Annotated in this window: 14 protein-coding genes; 11 read left to right on the top strand and 3 right to left on the bottom strand. The window is 33.7% G+C overall.

Features of this window, described 5'->3' with window-relative positions:
- The first annotated feature begins 1 nt into the window (after nt 1).
- The 8 genes from ACHRV0_RS14030 to ACHRV0_RS13995 all read left to right on the top strand — a co-directional run bounded on the left by ACHRV0_RS14030 (nt 2) and on the right by ACHRV0_RS13995 (nt 10,592).
- A complete protein-coding gene (locus ACHRV0_RS14030; RefSeq protein ID WP_241686519.1) occupies nt 2–1,627 on the top strand; it encodes a RagB/SusD family nutrient uptake outer membrane protein in 1,626 nt (541 codons plus the stop codon).
- Between the two features lie 125 nt (nt 1,628–1,752).
- Nucleotides 1,753–3,750: a heparinase II/III family protein gene (locus tag ACHRV0_RS14025; protein WP_395441264.1), complete on the top strand. Its 1,998-nt coding sequence runs from the start codon at nt 1,753–1,755 to the stop codon at nt 3,748–3,750.
- A gap of 87 nt (nt 3,751–3,837) precedes the next feature.
- Complete coding sequence (locus ACHRV0_RS14020; RefSeq protein WP_395441263.1) at nt 3,838–5,064, top strand: glycoside hydrolase family 88 protein; 1,227 nt, start codon at nt 3,838–3,840, stop codon at nt 5,062–5,064.
- Between the two features lie 169 nt (nt 5,065–5,233).
- A complete protein-coding gene (locus ACHRV0_RS14015) occupies nt 5,234–6,469 on the top strand; it encodes a DUF2264 domain-containing protein (RefSeq protein WP_395441262.1) in 1,236 nt (411 codons plus the stop codon).
- A 64-nt stretch (nt 6,470–6,533) separates the two neighbouring features.
- Entirely contained in the window at nt 6,534–7,820 is a 1,287-nt protein-coding gene (locus tag ACHRV0_RS14010; RefSeq protein ID WP_395441261.1) for a DUF2264 domain-containing protein, read from the top strand.
- A 198-nt stretch (nt 7,821–8,018) separates the two neighbouring features.
- The gene (locus tag ACHRV0_RS14005) at nt 8,019–9,152 is read left to right on the top strand and encodes a DUF4861 family protein (RefSeq protein WP_395441260.1); all 1,134 of its coding nucleotides are present in this window, start codon (nt 8,019–8,021) and stop codon (nt 9,150–9,152) included.
- A gap of 5 nt (nt 9,153–9,157) precedes the next feature.
- Nucleotides 9,158–9,928 carry an SDR family NAD(P)-dependent oxidoreductase gene (locus tag ACHRV0_RS14000; RefSeq protein ID WP_395441259.1) on the top strand — a complete coding sequence of 257 codons (771 nt, stop codon included), beginning with the start codon at nt 9,158–9,160 and terminating at the stop codon, nt 9,926–9,928.
- A 205-nt stretch (nt 9,929–10,133) separates the two neighbouring features.
- A complete protein-coding gene (locus ACHRV0_RS13995; RefSeq protein WP_395441258.1) occupies nt 10,134–10,592 on the top strand; it encodes an RNA methyltransferase in 459 nt (152 codons plus the stop codon).
- Nucleotides 10,593–10,617: 25 nt separating this feature from the next.
- Here the strand turns inward: ACHRV0_RS13995 and ACHRV0_RS13990 are convergent, their stop codons facing one another.
- Together ACHRV0_RS13990 and mnmE are read right to left on the bottom strand one after the other, a co-directional pair.
- Nucleotides 10,618–10,977, bottom strand: a complete 360-nt coding sequence (locus tag ACHRV0_RS13990; protein WP_395441257.1) for a hypothetical protein — start codon at nt 10,975–10,977, stop codon at nt 10,618–10,620.
- Nucleotides 10,978–12,378, bottom strand: coding sequence for a tRNA uridine-5-carboxymethylaminomethyl(34) synthesis GTPase MnmE (mnmE, locus tag ACHRV0_RS13985; protein ID WP_395441256.1), 1,401 nt, complete (start codon nt 12,376–12,378; stop codon nt 10,978–10,980).
- Between the two features lie 184 nt (nt 12,379–12,562).
- On the opposite strand from mnmE, the gene ACHRV0_RS13980 reads away from it, so the two are divergent.
- Complete coding sequence (locus ACHRV0_RS13980) at nt 12,563–13,396, top strand: universal stress protein (protein ID WP_129023860.1); 834 nt, start codon at nt 12,563–12,565, stop codon at nt 13,394–13,396.
- 67 nt (nt 13,397–13,463) lie between these two features.
- Complete coding sequence (locus tag ACHRV0_RS13975; RefSeq protein WP_395441255.1) at nt 13,464–15,236, top strand: DNA mismatch repair protein; 1,773 nt, start codon at nt 13,464–13,466, stop codon at nt 15,234–15,236.
- Between the two features lie 69 nt (nt 15,237–15,305).
- Here the strand turns inward: ACHRV0_RS13975 and ACHRV0_RS13970 are convergent, their stop codons facing one another.
- Nucleotides 15,306–15,935 (bottom strand): DsbA family oxidoreductase, encoded by a 630-nt coding sequence (locus ACHRV0_RS13970; RefSeq protein ID WP_395441254.1) that lies wholly within the window; start codon nt 15,933–15,935, stop codon nt 15,306–15,308.
- A gap of 147 nt (nt 15,936–16,082) precedes the next feature.
- Between ACHRV0_RS13970 and ACHRV0_RS13965 the strand changes: the two genes are divergently transcribed.
- Nucleotides 16,083–16,739 (top strand): hypothetical protein, encoded by a 657-nt coding sequence (locus ACHRV0_RS13965; protein WP_395441253.1) that lies wholly within the window; start codon nt 16,083–16,085, stop codon nt 16,737–16,739.
- The last annotated feature ends 21 nt before the right edge of the window (nt 16,740–16,760 follow it).

Genomic DNA, 16,760 nt, shown 5'->3' with positions numbered 1-16,760 from the left:
TATGATACTTAAAAATATAAAAATTGTTGCTGTATTGTTTTTAATTGCAACTGTACTATCATGTGATGTGGACCGAGTTCCAGAAACAAGCTTAAGTGATCCTTCTTTCTGGATGAACGAGAATGATTTAAAACTAGCAGCTAATTATTTTTACTCTAGATTACCAACTTTACCGGTAACCGATGATGTTTGGTCAGATGATGCATTTGGAACTGGACCAAATGCTATTAGTGAAGGCTCGAGAATTCCTAGTGCAACTGATGCGAATTATAATGGAAATTACACCATCATTAGAGCGGCTAATAATATGATTGAAAAATCTTCTAAAACTTTAACGGCTGGTGTGACCGCAGAACGAGTTAATTGGTACGTTGGCGAAGCTGAATATTTTAGAGCTTGGAGCTATTATCAATTATTAAAACGCTATGGAGGTGTGCCGTTAATACTAAAAACATTGACAGAAAATGCACCTGAACTGCAGGCACCTCAAGCGACAAGAGAAGAAATTGTTGACGCAATATATAAAGATCTAGACAATGCAGTTCTTAAATTAAGAACTGCAACAGAATTAGGAACGGCAAATTATGGACGAATTTCAAAAACTGCTGCTTTAACTCTAAAGGCTCAAGTGGCTTTGTTTGAAGGAACCCGTTCAAAATTTCATGCATACGGAGATCCTGTAAAGCACCTGACCATAGCCAAAGAAGCATCTAAATTGGTAATGCTTTCGGGAGAACATAGTCTTTTTAAAAATTACTTTCAATTATTGCAATATGAAGGAGAAGGCTTTGCAAACAAAGAGAATATTTTGGTTAAGCAATATGGTAAAGGTATATCTGAATCGACACTCAGTCATGTTGCTCAAAGAAATTTAGAAACTGGAGTAGCAAATCCGACTAAAGCATTGGCAGACTCGTATTTAATGAATGATGGTTTGCCTACCACGCAGTCTCCATTATATGTAATACCTAACAATACAGCCGAAGTTTTCAAGAATAGAGATCCTAGAATGGGAGATCGATTTTTTAAAGCAGGAGACCCTTATATTGGATCAGCTCCAGTATTTACTGTTCCTCCATTAAGTTTTGTAAAAACAGGTTTTGCCAATAGATGCTATGCTAATATTAATGACTGGACTTTACAAAGATCTTATATTGACATGCCAATTACTCGATATGCCGAAGTACTATTAATTTATGCTGAGGCTGCTTATGAATTAAATGGGAGTATTAGTGACGCCGACTTAAATCTATCGATTAATTTGCTTAGAAAAAGAGCCTCAGTTAATATGCCAAATTTAACAAATGCTTTTGTCGCTGCTAATGGATTAGACATGAGAACCGAAATTAGAAGAGAACGTAGAGTAGAACTAGCTCTTGAAGGTTTTCGTTATTGGGATTTAATTAGATGGAAAACTGCTGAAATAGAGTTGCCAAAAGATGTTCTGGGAAGTTACTTTTTTGCTGAATTTGGTACATCAGTTATCCCTCTCTTAAATAGTCAGAATTATATTATTGCGCAAAAAGGTTCTGTTAGAACGTTCAATCCAGCAAGAGATTATTTATGGCCTTTTCCTATCAATGAATTAGCTCTTAATCCAAACCTAAAACAAAATCCAGGTTGGTAGTTGTATAAAAATTAAAAAGCTGTTTTTGTGTTAAAATTTAAACAGCTTTTTATTGTAAATTTTGTCCAATAGTAAATGGGTTATTATAGACATTATAAAGTTCAATATTATTAAAGCGTTCTATTATGACATACTTTTTAACTTCTTTCAAGACAAGTGTAAGCAATTATAAATCCTCATTTGGATGTGTTGTTCTTGGAATATTTTTACTTTTTTCGATTGTTTCAAATGCTCAGAAAAAAAGAGATTTACTCTCAGCATTTCTTCAACAAAATATATTAGAAACACAAGATGGATCATACAATATTCCTTTTGATAAAAAGGAGCTCCATGATAAAATCAAAAATTTGCCGCAAGACGTTCAAGAAAAGATACTATCTGAAGCCTATGAGGCCATGAAGTATAATTGGCCAAGTATTCCGGTGACTTCATATCTTGATTTCAAACGCAATGGAGACCGTATGAGGATGGAACAGTATTGGTCTGATGGTCTTGATGTTTTGAAAAAATTAGTTCTTGCTGAAGTTCTTGAAGGTCAAGGAAAATTTATTGATGCTATCATTAACGGAAGTTGGGCGGTATGTGAGCAATCGACATGGGTTTTATCTGCCCATTTGCCTTCACAAAAAGGAGGAGCAGGAATTCCAAACATAAATGATCCAATAATCGATTTAGGAGCTGGAGAAATGGCCAGTACGCTCGCTTGGACTTATTATTTTTTTAAAGATGATTTTGAAAAAGTATCTCCATTTTTAAAAGCTAGGATTCCTTATGAAATTACACATAGAATTATTGAACCTTACATTACTCGAGATGATTTTTGGTGGATGAGTTTTAAAAATGAAAATTTTGTAAACAATTGGAATCCGTGGTGCAATTATAATGTACTCTTAAGCACCTTATTACTAGGAGAAGAAATAACGCCAAAAGCACGTAAACAGGTGATAGAGAAGAGTATGAAATCGGTAGATAAGTTTATAAATTACTATAAAGATGATGGCGCTTGCGAGGAGGGACCAGCTTATTGGAGTCATGCTGCTGCCAAGATGATGGAGTATTTGGAACTTCTTAAAACTTACTCAGGAGGAAAAATATCCTTGTCTGATTTTCCTATCATAAAAAACATGGGGAAATACATTTTGAATGCCCATATTTATGACGACTATTACATCAATTTTGCTGATTCTTCAGTAAGGCTGCAGACTTCTCCAGGTATAGTTTTTAGGTATGGCACTTATGTAAACGATACTTCATTAAAACAATTTGGATCTTTTTTGGCCAAGAAAGAAGATTTCTATCTAAACCCCACAAAAGGTTCTTTAGATATTGCACTTCATAACATTGATATTTATCCCTTACTTAAAGACACTCCATCTGTCGAATCAATCGAAATGTCTTTTTGGTATAATGGTACTGAAATTGCTGGAGGAAGAACAGATAAAAGCGCTTCAAAAGGTTTTTTCTTTGCTGCAAAAGGAGGGTACAATGACGAAAGTCACAATCACAATGATGTGGGGACTTTTATACTTTATCATGATGGTAAGCCGCTTTTTGTAGATATTGGAGTCGAAACCTATTCTAAAAAAACTTTTGGTCCCGAGCGATATAAAATTTGGACTATGCAGTCTGATTATCATAACCTACCTATGATTAATGGTTTTGCTCAAGTTGACGGGAAAAAATTCAAAGCTTCGGAAGTTCACTTTCTAAACTCTAAATCGCAGCTCCGTTTTAGTTTGAACTTGGCTGGTGCCTATCCAGAAGCTGCTTCTTGTAAATCGTGGAATAGAACTTATACTTTAAAAAGAGCATCTAAGTCTGTACTAATTATTGAAGATCAATTTGAATTGAAAGAATATAAAGGAGAATCAATACAACATTTTATAGTAGCACAGCTTCCTGTATTGGAAAAAGAAGGCAAAATAAAATTGAAAGATAAAGAAGGAAGAAGCGTTAGTTTTTATTATCCTGAAGATCTTTTTAGTGTAAAAATAGAAGAACTGATTCTTACTGATAAACGATTACTAAGTTCTTGGAAACAAGATAGATTATATCGGATTGTAATGACCGACAAGAAAAAATTATCTGCCAACAAATATAAGTTTCAAATCGTTGAAAACTAGTAAAACTGAAAACAAACACATTATTGAAAAAACGTTTGTGAAAATTTATTAAGAACATATTACAAAATCTAATTTAACCCAAAAAGCATGAAACAATCAGCCAGAAAGAAGTCTGTTTTTATAGTAATCTTATGTTTATGGATATCTAACGCCATTTTAGCACAAGGCTCATCAACCGAAAATACGTCAACTAAAAATAGAATGACGAAACTCATTGATGAAGAATTTAATTTTGCTGCTCAACAATATAAGCTGCTAGGTAAAAACGTTGCAAGAGATGTTATGCCAGTAACGTTTAACAAAAAAGAAAATAAGGTAGAAACGAGTAATACTAAATGGTGGTGCAGTGGTTTTTTTCCTGGAACTCTTTTATATATTTATGAGTACACAAAAGATGCTGAAATAAAAGCAGAAGCCGAAAAACGATTGGCAATTCTGGAAAAAGAAAAACACTATACAGGTAATCATGATCTTGGTTTTATGATGTATTGTAGTTTTGGTAATGCTTATAGACTTTTTGGTAAACCAGAAGACAAGGCAACTATTGATACAGCAGCAGCTTCCTTGTCAACTCGATACCGTCCTTCTATAAAAGCAATTCAAAGTTGGGACAGCAGCAAGAATTTCAAATGCCCAGTGATTATTGACAATATGATGAATTTAGAACTATTGAGTTGGGCAAGTGATAACGGTGCAGATCCTAAATTCAAAGAAATTGCTATTACACACGCAAATACCACTATAAAAAATCATTTTAGACCAGATTATAGTTCCTATCATGTATTAGATTATGACTTAACGACGGGTGAAGTTTTACGCAAAGTAACTTGGCAGGGAGCAGCAGATTCATCGGCTTGGTCTCGAGGTCAAGGATGGGGTTTGTATGGGTATACAATGATGTATCGTTTTACAAAAGACAAAAACTATTTATTACAGGCAAAAAATATAGCCAAGTTCATCCTTAATAACCCTAATTTACCAGCAGATAAGATTCCGTATTGGGATTTTGATGCACCAAACATACCAAATGCTTTACGTGATGCTTCGGCAGGTGCATTAATTGCTTCAGCACTATTAGAATTAGGACAATATTCTAATAAAAAAGAAAAAAAAGAATATGTTGCAGTAGCTGAAACGATAATCCAATCACTTGCTTCAGACAAATACCGAGCTAAGTTAGGAGAAAATGGAGGGTTTCTTTTAATGCACAGTGTAGGCGCTTTGCCATTTAAATCAGAAGTGGATGTGCCGCTTACTTATGCTGATTATTATTTTTTGGAGGCATTACTGCGATATAAGAAATGGTATTTATAAAATTTAAAAAGACTTTTAGTCGAGGGCACTAATTTTCAAAAAAAATATAACTCCGTTTTTAGCACATGGAATTGAAACATGTTTAATTATCAATCCAGAATAGTGCTTATAAACAATACAAAAAGAAAAAGAAATGATACAAAGAAGAAATTTTCTGAAATGGTCATCTTTGCTTGCTATTACAGGTTTTATTCCTGGACAAAATATAGTGGCGAACACAAATGCTATCTTGGATGACAATATGCCAGTCAAACAAAATGACCGAGCGTATTGGGTAGATTTAATGGATAAGATTGCAACTCCTGTTTTAAGTAATATGAGCAAAGGAGAATTACGAAAAAATATGCCAGTAGAATACAGTCCCATTTGGGATGGTCGAAATAAAGAAGTGGCGTATATGGAGGCCTTTGGACGGCTGATTCCTGGGCTTGCACCTTTTCTTGCGCTGCCCGTAGATAATTCTGCTGAAGGTACTGTTAGAAAAAGACTTCTAGTGCAAGTACAGCAAAGTCTTGCACATGCAGTAGATCCTAATAGTCCAGATTATTTATACTGGGGATCAACAAAAACAGCTCAGCCTTTGGTAGATGCCGCTTATATAGCACAAGCCTTATTGACGGCTCCTGCCGTATTGTGGGAACCACTAGATCCTATAACCAAACAGCGCTATATATATGAATTTAAAACTATTCGTCAGATAAAACCATTTAATAATAACTGGGTGTTATTTGCCGCTACAATCGAGAGTTTTTTACTAAGTATAGGTGAAGATATTGATGCTGCAAGAATAGATACTGCGATTGATAAAATAAATAAGTGGTATGTTGGTGATGGTTGGTACAGCGATGGCGATAAATTCCATTTTGATCACTATAACGGGTTTGTTATTCACAATATGCTGGTGGAAGTATTAAAAGTAAATACAGCAAAAGGAAGAAGAGATACTAAAGAATACGATATTGCTTATAAAAGAATGCAGCGTTATGCCTCTTTTCAAGAGCGTTATATTTCGCCTGAGGGTACATTCCTGGCAGTAGGACGTTCTTCGACTTATCGTGTTGGGGCGTTTCAGCCATTGGTGAAATTAGCCTTGGATGATGCTTTACCTGAAGAAATAAAGCCTGCACAGGTTCGATGTGCTTTAACTGCAGTAATGAAGAATATGTTCATTCCATCCACTTTTACAAATGGCGATTGGCTAACCTTAGGATTGGTAGGTAGCAAGCAAAAAGATATTGCCGATTATTATTCCAATACTGGCAGTATGTACATTACATCATTAGTATTCTTGCCATTAGGTTTACCTGATACACATGAATTTTGGACAGGGGCTTTTACAGATTGGACCCAGCGAAAAGCTTGGACTGGTCAATCCTTTAAAAAAGACTATGCGGTAGATTATTGATTTTATTAGTAAAAAAAACAATTCAAAAGGAAAGAGAATTAACAATACAATCCAGAATAGCGATATGAAGAATGGAATAAATAGAAAAATTTCGAATGTTAGTGCTGTGCTGTTATTATTAGCAGTAAGTCTGCCAGCATATAATGTCTCTGCTCAAAAAAACAAAGATAAATCCCAAGAGAAGCAATTAATTAGTGCCAATGGTAAACAAGACAGAGAGTATTGGTCTCAATTGTTGTATAAAATTTCATATCCAGTAGTGCACAATCTGGCGGAAGAAACTTTGAAGAAAAACATGCCATTGGAGATGGGGCCAGATTATTATTTACAGGTAAAAAAAGTGACCTATCTCGAAGCAGTAGGTCGAACCATGGCGGGTATTGCTCCTTGGCTGGCTCTTGCAGATGATAATACAAAAGAAGGAATTTTGCGAAAAAAATTACGTCAAGAACTACTCAAAGGATTAACACATGCTGTTGATCCAAATAGTGCTGATTACTTGAATTTTCGCTCTGAAAAACAACCTATTGTCGATGCGGCCTATATGGCTCAAGCGTTTCTGCGTGCCCCAAAAGCATTATGGGATCCATTGGATTCTGTAACTAAAAAGAGAATAGTAGAAGAGTTTAAAACATTACGTACCAGATCCGGTGCCTACAATAATTGGTTATTATTTGCAGGTATAAATGAAGTATTCTTATTGAGCGTTGGCGAAGAACCTGATCCTGCTCGTATTGAGTTTGCTAAAAAGAAAATGATCGAATGGTATCAAGGTGACAGCTGGTATAGTGATGGCCCTAGTTTCAGTATGGATTATTATAATAGTTATGTTATACATCCTATGTTAGTAGACTTTTTAAAAGTGTTGGTAGATAAGAATAAGATTAATAAAGACGAATATGAAACAGCTGTAAAAAGAATGATTCGATATTCAGAATTTTTAGAACGCGTTATTGCCCCTGACGGAAGTTATCCTGCATTTGGTCGTTCCATTACGTATCGTACTGGAGCTTTTCAAGCTCTGGCGCAAACAGCACTTATGGAAAAATTACCAGAACATATAACGCCTTCGCAAGTACGTAGTGGTTTAACTGCTGTAATGCACCGCATGTATGATGGATGTGATAATTTTGACAAAAACGGATGGTTAGTACTAGGTTTCTGTGGGCATCAACCTATGATAGCTGATCAATATACTTCGACTGGAAGTTTATATATGGCTACTTTGGGATTCTTAACATTAGGATTGCCTGCAGATAATATATTTTGGACTGGACCCGCTGCAGACTGGACAGCAAAAAGAGCATGGAGTAATCAGTCCTTTAAAAAAGATTATAAAGTAGAATATTAATCTTATACTATAAATATCACTGCTCTGAGTTTGATGTGGTACAAACCTGCAAGGTTCAAATAGGCATGACCGAACTAATAATCAGGAGTGTTTGAAACACCATGCAGCTTATACTCGTGGTAAAGGATAGAAGCTTATTTTTACTTTAAAGCTCAAGAAAATCAAATTGCTTGCATTAATGAATTAAGATAACGAATTATGAAAATTATCAAAACCTTTTTTTGGGTTGCTCTTATTTTACCTATATCCATTTTTGGACAACAAACAAAAGCCATAATTAATATTCAAAACAGTTCAGCTTTAGCACGTAAAGAAAGCGTTGTGGCAGTTAAATGGGAAAATGTTTTATCCCGTTTTCCAAAAATCGATACTACTAATTTTTTAGTGATTGATGCAATAACCAAAAAACAAATTCCTTTTCAGCTTGAACACCAAGGTTTACAAAGTATTCAAAACTTATTAGTTCAGGTTAATGTTAAAGCAAAATCGACACTTACTCTTTTGATACAACAAGGAAAACCACAAGCATTTAATGCCAAAACCTACGCTCGTTTCGTACCAGAACGTAAAGATGATTTTGCTTGGGAAAATGACAAAATAGCTTTTCGTACCTATGGGAAAGCCATAGAAAAAACAAAAGAAGATGCGTACGGTTTAGATGTTTGGGTTAAACGAACGGATAAATTAGTTATTGATGAACGATATAAACTAGGGAACTATCATTTAGATAATGGTAACGGAATGGATTACTATCATGTGGGATTTTCTTTAGGTGCTGGAAATATGGCACCATATGTAAATGATACCATTCGTTATTCGGCAAATTACCATCAATGGAAAGTATTGGATAACGGGCGGTTACGGTCTTCTTTTCAGTTAACCTACGATACTTGGAATGCTGGAGGAATCAAAGTTAGGGCAATAAAAGTCATTTCCTTAGATGCAGGATCACAACTTAATCGCATAGAAAACATTTATACTTTTGAAGATAATAAACCTTTGCCTGTTGTTGTAGGTATAATAAAAAGACCTGAAAATGGTATTATGTCATTAAACGAACAGCAAGGTATAATGGGATATTGGGAACCTAATCATGGTGAAGATGGTATTACAGGTGTTGGCACTATATTGACATCGTCAGTAAGTAATATGTTTGTGGACAATAAGCAGCTATTGGCCAAAACTACAGTCAAAAGCAACGAATCGATTGTTTACTATGCTGGAGCAGCTTGGAATAAGGCTGGAGAAATAGTTGACTCCAAACAATGGTTTGAGTACTTAGATCGATTTTTTCAACAAATTAAGGAGCCTCTGATAGTAACCCTAAAATAAAAAAAATGAAATCAATACAGATGTTTCAATTAGAAGGCAAATTAGCATTGGTAACCGGTTGCAAAAGAGGAATTGGTAAAGCAATGGCTATCGCTCTAGCAGAAGCTGGTGCAGATATTATTGGAGTATCGGCCAATTTAGAATCGAGTGGAAGTGAGGTAGAACAAGAAATAATAGCGACGGGAAGAAAATTCTATGCTTATCAATGTGATTTTTCAAATCGAGAATCGTTAAAGGAATTCATTAAAAAAGTAAAAGAAGATCATCCTCATATAAATATTCTGGTCAACAACGCAGGAACTATTTTACGCAAACCTATAGCTGAGCATCCTGATGAATATTGGGATGAAGTTATAGCTGTTAATCAAACTGCTCCTTTTATTTTGACAAAGGAAATTGGTAAGGAGATGGTAAAAAAAGGACAGGGGAAAATTATCTTTATAGCTTCTCTGCTTTCATTTCAAGGAGGAATTACCGTTCCGGGTTATGCTGCAAGTAAAGGAGCGATTGCTCAGTTAACAAAAGCTTTTGCCAATGAATGGGCTGCAAAAGGCGTAAATGTAAACGCAATTGTACCAGGTTATATTTCTACTGACAATACAGCAGCCCTGCGTGCGGATGAAAATAGAAACCAGTCTATTTTAGGACGTATTCCTGCCAATCGTTGGGGAGAACCAGAAGATTTTAAAGGACCAATTGTTTTTCTGTGCTCAAATGCAGCTAATTATGTTCACGGAGCATTATTAACTGTTGATGGCGGGTGGATGGGAAGATAGATTCGCGAAAACATTTTTTAAATCATCAATTAAGGCAGCAGAAACTCCAATCTTGGAAGATTTACAATCAGAAAAAGGAGAAGTAAAATAATAAAGTAGATCGTAAAAAGGCACTAGTTTCATTAGAAGTTAGTGCCTTTTATAATATTTGTTGTATCTCAATAAAAAATTGATTTATACTTAGACAGTTCGTATTTTTGCCCTTATGAATGATAATTTTACAAACGAATATTTTGGAATAGGTATACAAAATGGTAAAACACCCGAAAATTTAGGTGTTTTGTGGCGATCGGCTCAAAACTTAGGCGCTACTTTTATATTTACCATAGGAAATCGATATGCCAAACAAGCCTGTGATACTCACGATGCTGTAAAAGCGATTCCTTATTTTCATTACGATACTTTTGAAGCTTTCCTTGAAAACTTACCTAAAGGAGCGCGATTAGTAGGTGTTGAACTAAACGAGAAAGCTTCTGATTTAGAAACCTACGAACACCCAAGACGTTGTGTTTATTTATTGGGTGCAGAAGATCACGGTTTATCAAAAAAAGTAATGGAAAAATGCCACCATTTGGTAAAATTCAAATCAGTAAAGAGTTTAAATGTAGCCGTGGCAGGAACTATTGTTATGTACGATAGAAATTTGCCTAAACCGCGTTCATAGAATAACACTTTCTTATTCGTTAGTACTAGTTTAACTTTTCAGCACTTTTTATCCTCAAACAATGTTCAGCTCCTAAATAGAGTGGGTTTCCGTGCTTTTCAGACCAAAATCCGTCCAAAACGTCTTTGGTTAAGCATCGATAGACAGCAACTCCTTTATAAGTTTTGTTGTCTTCGCCTTTGTAACTGAAATTGATAACCAGAATATTGTCTTTAAAGAAACCAGAACCTTTTTGTTCTTGCGAATTATTAATAAGCCATTTCGCTTTAATTCGGTTGTTTTTATCCAAAGATAAACTCAAAATACCTTTATAGGTTATTTCATGGTTTTCGTCTTGATTTTTTCCTGAAATAGAATAATCACCAACTAAATCTTGTATTGTCATTTATTTCCCGATGCAAAAATTAGCAAAAATATTACCAAGCAATTCATCATTAGAAACCTGACCTGTAATCAGTCCAAATTGGTATAAAGCTTCACGGATATCAAGCGCAATAAGATCACTTGAAAGATTAGTTTCAAGACCGTATTTTACTTTTTGTATCTCATCTAAAGCTTTAAGTAAAGAATCGTAATGTCTTGTATTTGTTACTATAGTTTCATTGTTACGAAGAGCACCAGTATTTACAAAAGAAAGCAATTCGTTCTTTAAATCGTCCACACCAATTTTCTCTTTAGCAGAAATCAATAAAAGTTTTGCATTTAAATTTTCAAGCTTAGTCGTGATGTTTGAAACTTCATCAGCAGACAATATATCTTTTTTATTTACAACAATTACTAAAGGCTTAAGCGGATATTTATTTTTGATTTGTTCAATTTCAGAAACAAACTCAGAACTTGAAACCTGGAACTTTAAGCCATCAAACAAATAAATCACAACCTGAGCCTGATCAATTTTTTCGAAAGTTTTTTTGATTCCAATACTTTCAACCACATCCTTAGTTTCGCGAATTCCTGCCGTATCAATAAATCTGAAACCAATTCCGCCAATCACTAATTCGTCCTCAATAGTATCACGAGTTGTTCCAGCAATGTCCGAAACTATCGCACGTTCTTCGTTTAATAAAGCATTCAACAAAGTCGATTTTCCAACATTAGGTTCACCTACAATCGCAACGGGAATTCCGTTTTTAATTACATTTCCAACTGCAAACGAATCAATTAAGCGTTTTAAAACAAATTCAATTCGGTTCAGTAATTCATGGAATTGTGTTCTATCAGCAAACTCAACATCCTCTTCTGCAAAATCTAACTCAAGTTCAATTAAAGAAGCAAAATTTAAAAGTTCCTCTCTCAGTTTAGCAATTTCATTACTAAATCCGCCGCGCATTTGCTGCATAGCGATTTGGTGTGAAGCCTCATTGTCTGATGAAATCAAATCAGCAACTGCTTCTGCTTGTGATAAATCAAGTTTTCCGTTCAAGAAAGCTCTTAAAGTAAATTCTCCTGCATCAGCCATTCTGCATCCTTTTCGTAATAATAACTGAATAATCTGCTGCTGAATATAAGTAGAGCCGTGACAAGAAATTTCGATAGTGTCTTCGCCTGTATAAGAATTGGGACCTTTAAAAACAGATATCAAAACTTCGTCAAGTGTTTTTTCATTATCTATAATATGCCCTAAATGCAAAGTATGTGTTTTTTGCTTCGTTAAGTCTTTGTTTTTAATGGATTTAAAAACAGAATTACCAATTGTAATGGCTTCAGCACCCGAAATACGAATTATTGCAATAGCGCCCGCTCCAGATGGAGTAGCCAATGCAACTATAGAATCTTGATTTATCATAGTGCAAAGGTATAAAAAAAGCAGAAATCATTAAAAGAGCTTAGTGATTGAATTATGGATGAGAATAACTCTTTTTATTTATCCTATTAAGAAAATATTAATTGTTAAATTCCTGATAATTATCAGACCTTTTTGTTTTTATAATGTTTAAATTTGAGTAATAAACCTATAAAACTCAAATAAAATGAAAAAGATATTATTTCCTACGGATTTTTCTGAAGCAGCAACAAATGCGTTTGTACACGCTTTAGAATTTGCTAAAATTGTCAAAGCCGAGCTTGTTTTGCTTCATACATTTGAGATTCCGGTTTATGACAGTCAGTTCTTTCCAGAGAATTACGCTTCAATTTACAGTTCGATTGAATTGGCAAAGTTTGAAATGTTTAAAGATGAAATTCCTAAACTTCGCGCTATTGCTGCCGAACGAAAGTTAGATGATATTGTCATTAAGCACCGTTTAATGGATGGTGATTTAATCTATAATCTTAAAAATGCAGTAGAAGAGGATCAGATCGATTTTGTAATAATGGGAACTACAGGCGCTTCTGACTGGACAAAATTCTTTACGGGATCAAATACTAATTCTGTAATTTCAGGAGTTGATGTACCGGTTTTATGTGTTCCGGCCGATGCTAAATTTAAGAAAATCAAAACAATTGGTTTTACAACCCGCTATCGTGAGAAAGACAAAGAAGTACTTAGAAAAATATTGAAAATCGCAAAGAAAACAGATGCGAAAGTAAAAAGTTTGTACGTAAGATCATCTGATACTGATGTTGATGATGCGACAATTAAAGAATGGGATAAAGAATTTGCAGCTGAAAATGTCGAATTTTTAGTATTGCCAAGCGATGAAATAAAAGAAACCATTCTTGATTTTATTCTTTATAAAGACATTGATATTCTGACGACTATCACGCATAAGAGATCTTTTTTTGAGTCGATTTTCGAATCTAGTTTTAGTAAAAAAATCACTAAAGAAGTTTCGATACCTGTTTTGATCATGCACGAAAAATGAATTCACTAGTAAACGCAAGCTTTTTGTAAGTGTAAAACCTATATTTGTATTTCATTAAAAGATAAAGATGGAATTATATCAAAATAAAGTTGAACACTACACAAAAGTTTTTAATAAAATCAATAAAAGATACAACAGCATCAGTGTTTTAAGACTGTTAAGCGTTTTTTTATGCTTGTTTATGTTGTTTTATTACATCAAAACAAATCAATTATTTTATGTTGGTTTTGCTTTTTTATCTTTTGTTGGTTTTCTTATTTTAATGAGAATCCATTCTAAATTATCAATTGAAAAGGAACTCACAAAAGCAATATTAAAAATCAATGAAAATGAAATTTCATTTTTAAAAAGAGAAAAACTTCCTTTTGAAAACGGAATTGAATTCAATGATTTTCATCATCCTTATGCTTACGATTTAGATATTTTTGGAGAGCATTCGTTATTTCAAAACTTAAACCGAACCGCTACTTTTATTGGTAAGAAAACATTAGCAGAAAAATTATTAATTCTGTTTCCTAATGAAACAATTCTTGAAAATCAAGAGGCTATTCATGAATTAAATAAAAAGATTGATTGGCGTCAGGAATTTCATGCTTTAGGAATTGTAAGCAACGATTCTAAAAGTTCGTATGAATCATTACTTCATTGGAATTCATTTAAAAATAATACTTTACCTAAAGTTTTAATTGCACTTTCAGTTATTCTTCCAACTCTTTTTTTTGGTTTTTTGATCGCTTATATTATTACATCAAAAACCATTTTATTATCCTATTTAACCTATATTTTTATATTCAATATGATGGTTATGGGAAAATCTTTCAAGCGAATTCATTCAGAAATTGCTAAGGCCGATAACGTTGATAAAATCATAAAACAATATAGTTTATTAGTTGAAAAAATAGAAAAAGAGACTTTTCAATCAAAGAAATTAATCGACTTGCAGAAACAGTTAATTTTTAAAAATGCGACTGCAAGTACACATTTAAAACAATTATCTGAATTGTTTTCCAGAATGGATACGATAAATAATTTGGTAACTGCAATTGTTTTTAACGGTACTTTTTTGTTTAATCTTCATGTTTTAAGATCACTTTTAAAATGGAAAGAAAACTATTCAGAAGAACTTGAAAAATGGATCTCAATTATTGGCGAATTTGAAGCTTTGAATAGCTTAGCAAATTTAGCACATAATAATCCAGACTTTGTATATCCTGAAATTAATACGGAATACAAAATAGGTTTCGAAAATCTAAGCCATCCATTACTAAATCCGATAAGCAGAGTAGGGAATGATACGCACTTTTATCCTGAGTCATTTATGATTTTAACAGGGTCAAATATGTCTGGAAAAAGTACTTTTTTGAGAAGTTTAGGAATTAATATGGTTCTTGGTGGAATTGGTTCAGTTGTTTGTGCTTCAAAAGCGAATATGCATCCACTTCCAGTTTTGGTTTCAATGCGATTGTCTGATTCTTTAGCAGACAGCGAATCGTACTTTTTTGCTGAAATTAAACGTTTAAAACAAATTATGGACGCTTTAGAAGATCGTCCTGCGTTCGTTCTGCTGGATGAAATTTTAAGAGGTACAAATTCTGATGATAAACGAAATGGAACTATTGAGGTAGTAAAGAAAGTCATTGCAAAAAAAGCAATTGGTGCAATAGCAACACACGATATTGAGGTTTGTTTAACAACAAATGAATATCCAGAGATTCTAACTAATCAATGTTTTGAAGTCGAAATAAAGGACAACGAGCTTCATTTTGATTACAAACTTCGCGCAGGAATCTGCAAAAATAAAAGTGCTACTTTCTTAATGCAGAAAATGGGAGTTATATAATTTTAGATTTTAGATTTTGCCACTCTGAGCGAAATCTAAAATCTACATTCTAAAATCAAAAACTAAAATTTATTTAAGCCCTTCTTTAATGGTTTGAACAAAAGCTTCAACCGGCTGTGCGCCAGAAACAGCATACTTTCTATCAAAAACAAAAAACGGAACTCCTTGTACGCCAATTTGATTAGCTTCGTGAATGTCTGAATGAACATCATTTAAATAAAGATTTTCATTTTCAACAACTTCTTTAACTTCGTCTGGATTTAAACCTGCTTTTGTTCCTAATTCGATTAGAGTTTGAGCATCATTTAAATCTCGTCCTTCTGTAAAATAAGCTTTGAAGAAAATTTCTTCCATTTCGTCGCCCAGATTATTCTTTTTTGCCAAATGAATAATTCTATGCGCTGTTAGAGAGTTTGAGATAACTGCTTTATCAAAATGATAATCTAAACCAACACTTTTAGCACGTTCTACGACACCTTTATGCATTTCTATAGATTGTTCTACAGAAATACCTTTGCGTTCCGCTAGAAATGTGTAAACATCTTTACCTGATTGCGGTTCAATTGTTGGATCAAGCTGAAAACTTTTCCATTCAATTTCAATGTTATCATTAGGAAACTGTTCTAAAGCCGTTTCCAATTGCCTTTTTCCGATATAACAAAACGGACACATGATGTCCGACCAAATTTCTATTTTCATATTACAAAAATAAGAAATATTTGTTTCTGAGTAAATAATCTCCTTTTGAGACCTAAAGAAAAAGTTTTTTATGTAAAGGAAATAAGTATTTTAGCACAAATAAGTCTGTAAAGATTTGTCCATTTAAAAAACACTGTAATTTTTACTATGAAGAAAAAAACATATGGCTTTTTATTGATTCTGTTTTCCGTATCATTAAACGCACAAGTAAGAGGTTCTGTAGATTTAGGCCTTTATCGGCATACAGATTTTCAAGAATCTGTGTATATTCAGGGTGGATTAGGCTTAGAAGTTAAGGTTTATAAGTTTTTAAAACCAGAATTAAGTGTTAGTTATTACTACGGAAGTCTTGAAGACTATAGTAAATTAGATGATCAGGGAAATGTTACGAGCGTATCTACAGCGAATGCTTCAGCTTTAAATTTTGGTTTTACGCCTAAAATATGTATCTCTTGTGGAGAGTATAGTGCAGGTGATGCACTTTTGCAAATTCTGCCTATTTATAACATTGCAAGAATTGAGGCTCAAGGAAATTATACCGCAATTAATCAAAGTAGTCAAGCTCAAATAACAACAAAGAAGGAAACTGTAACAGAATGGCAGCAATCAATTGGAATTGGGGTTGGTTTAGATATTATTCTTTCTGATAAAAATTACGACTCTTTGGCTGTTAACTTATATTATACCGGCGTAAATATGGGAAAAGCTTTAGGAAGAGTAGAAAAGAGTGAAACAAGATACGACAGCAGAACTCTAGGATTAGGACTGAATTATTATTTTGGTTTTAAAAAGAAGAAAAACTAGATTTTATAGTAGAACTAAAAA

This window comes from Flavobacterium sp. FlaQc-30 (assembly GCF_044005885.1).
Classification (GTDB): domain Bacteria; phylum Bacteroidota; class Bacteroidia; order Flavobacteriales; family Flavobacteriaceae; genus Flavobacterium.
The sequence above is the reverse complement of the archived record's forward strand: the minus strand, read 5'-3'. Positions and strand labels throughout refer to the sequence as shown.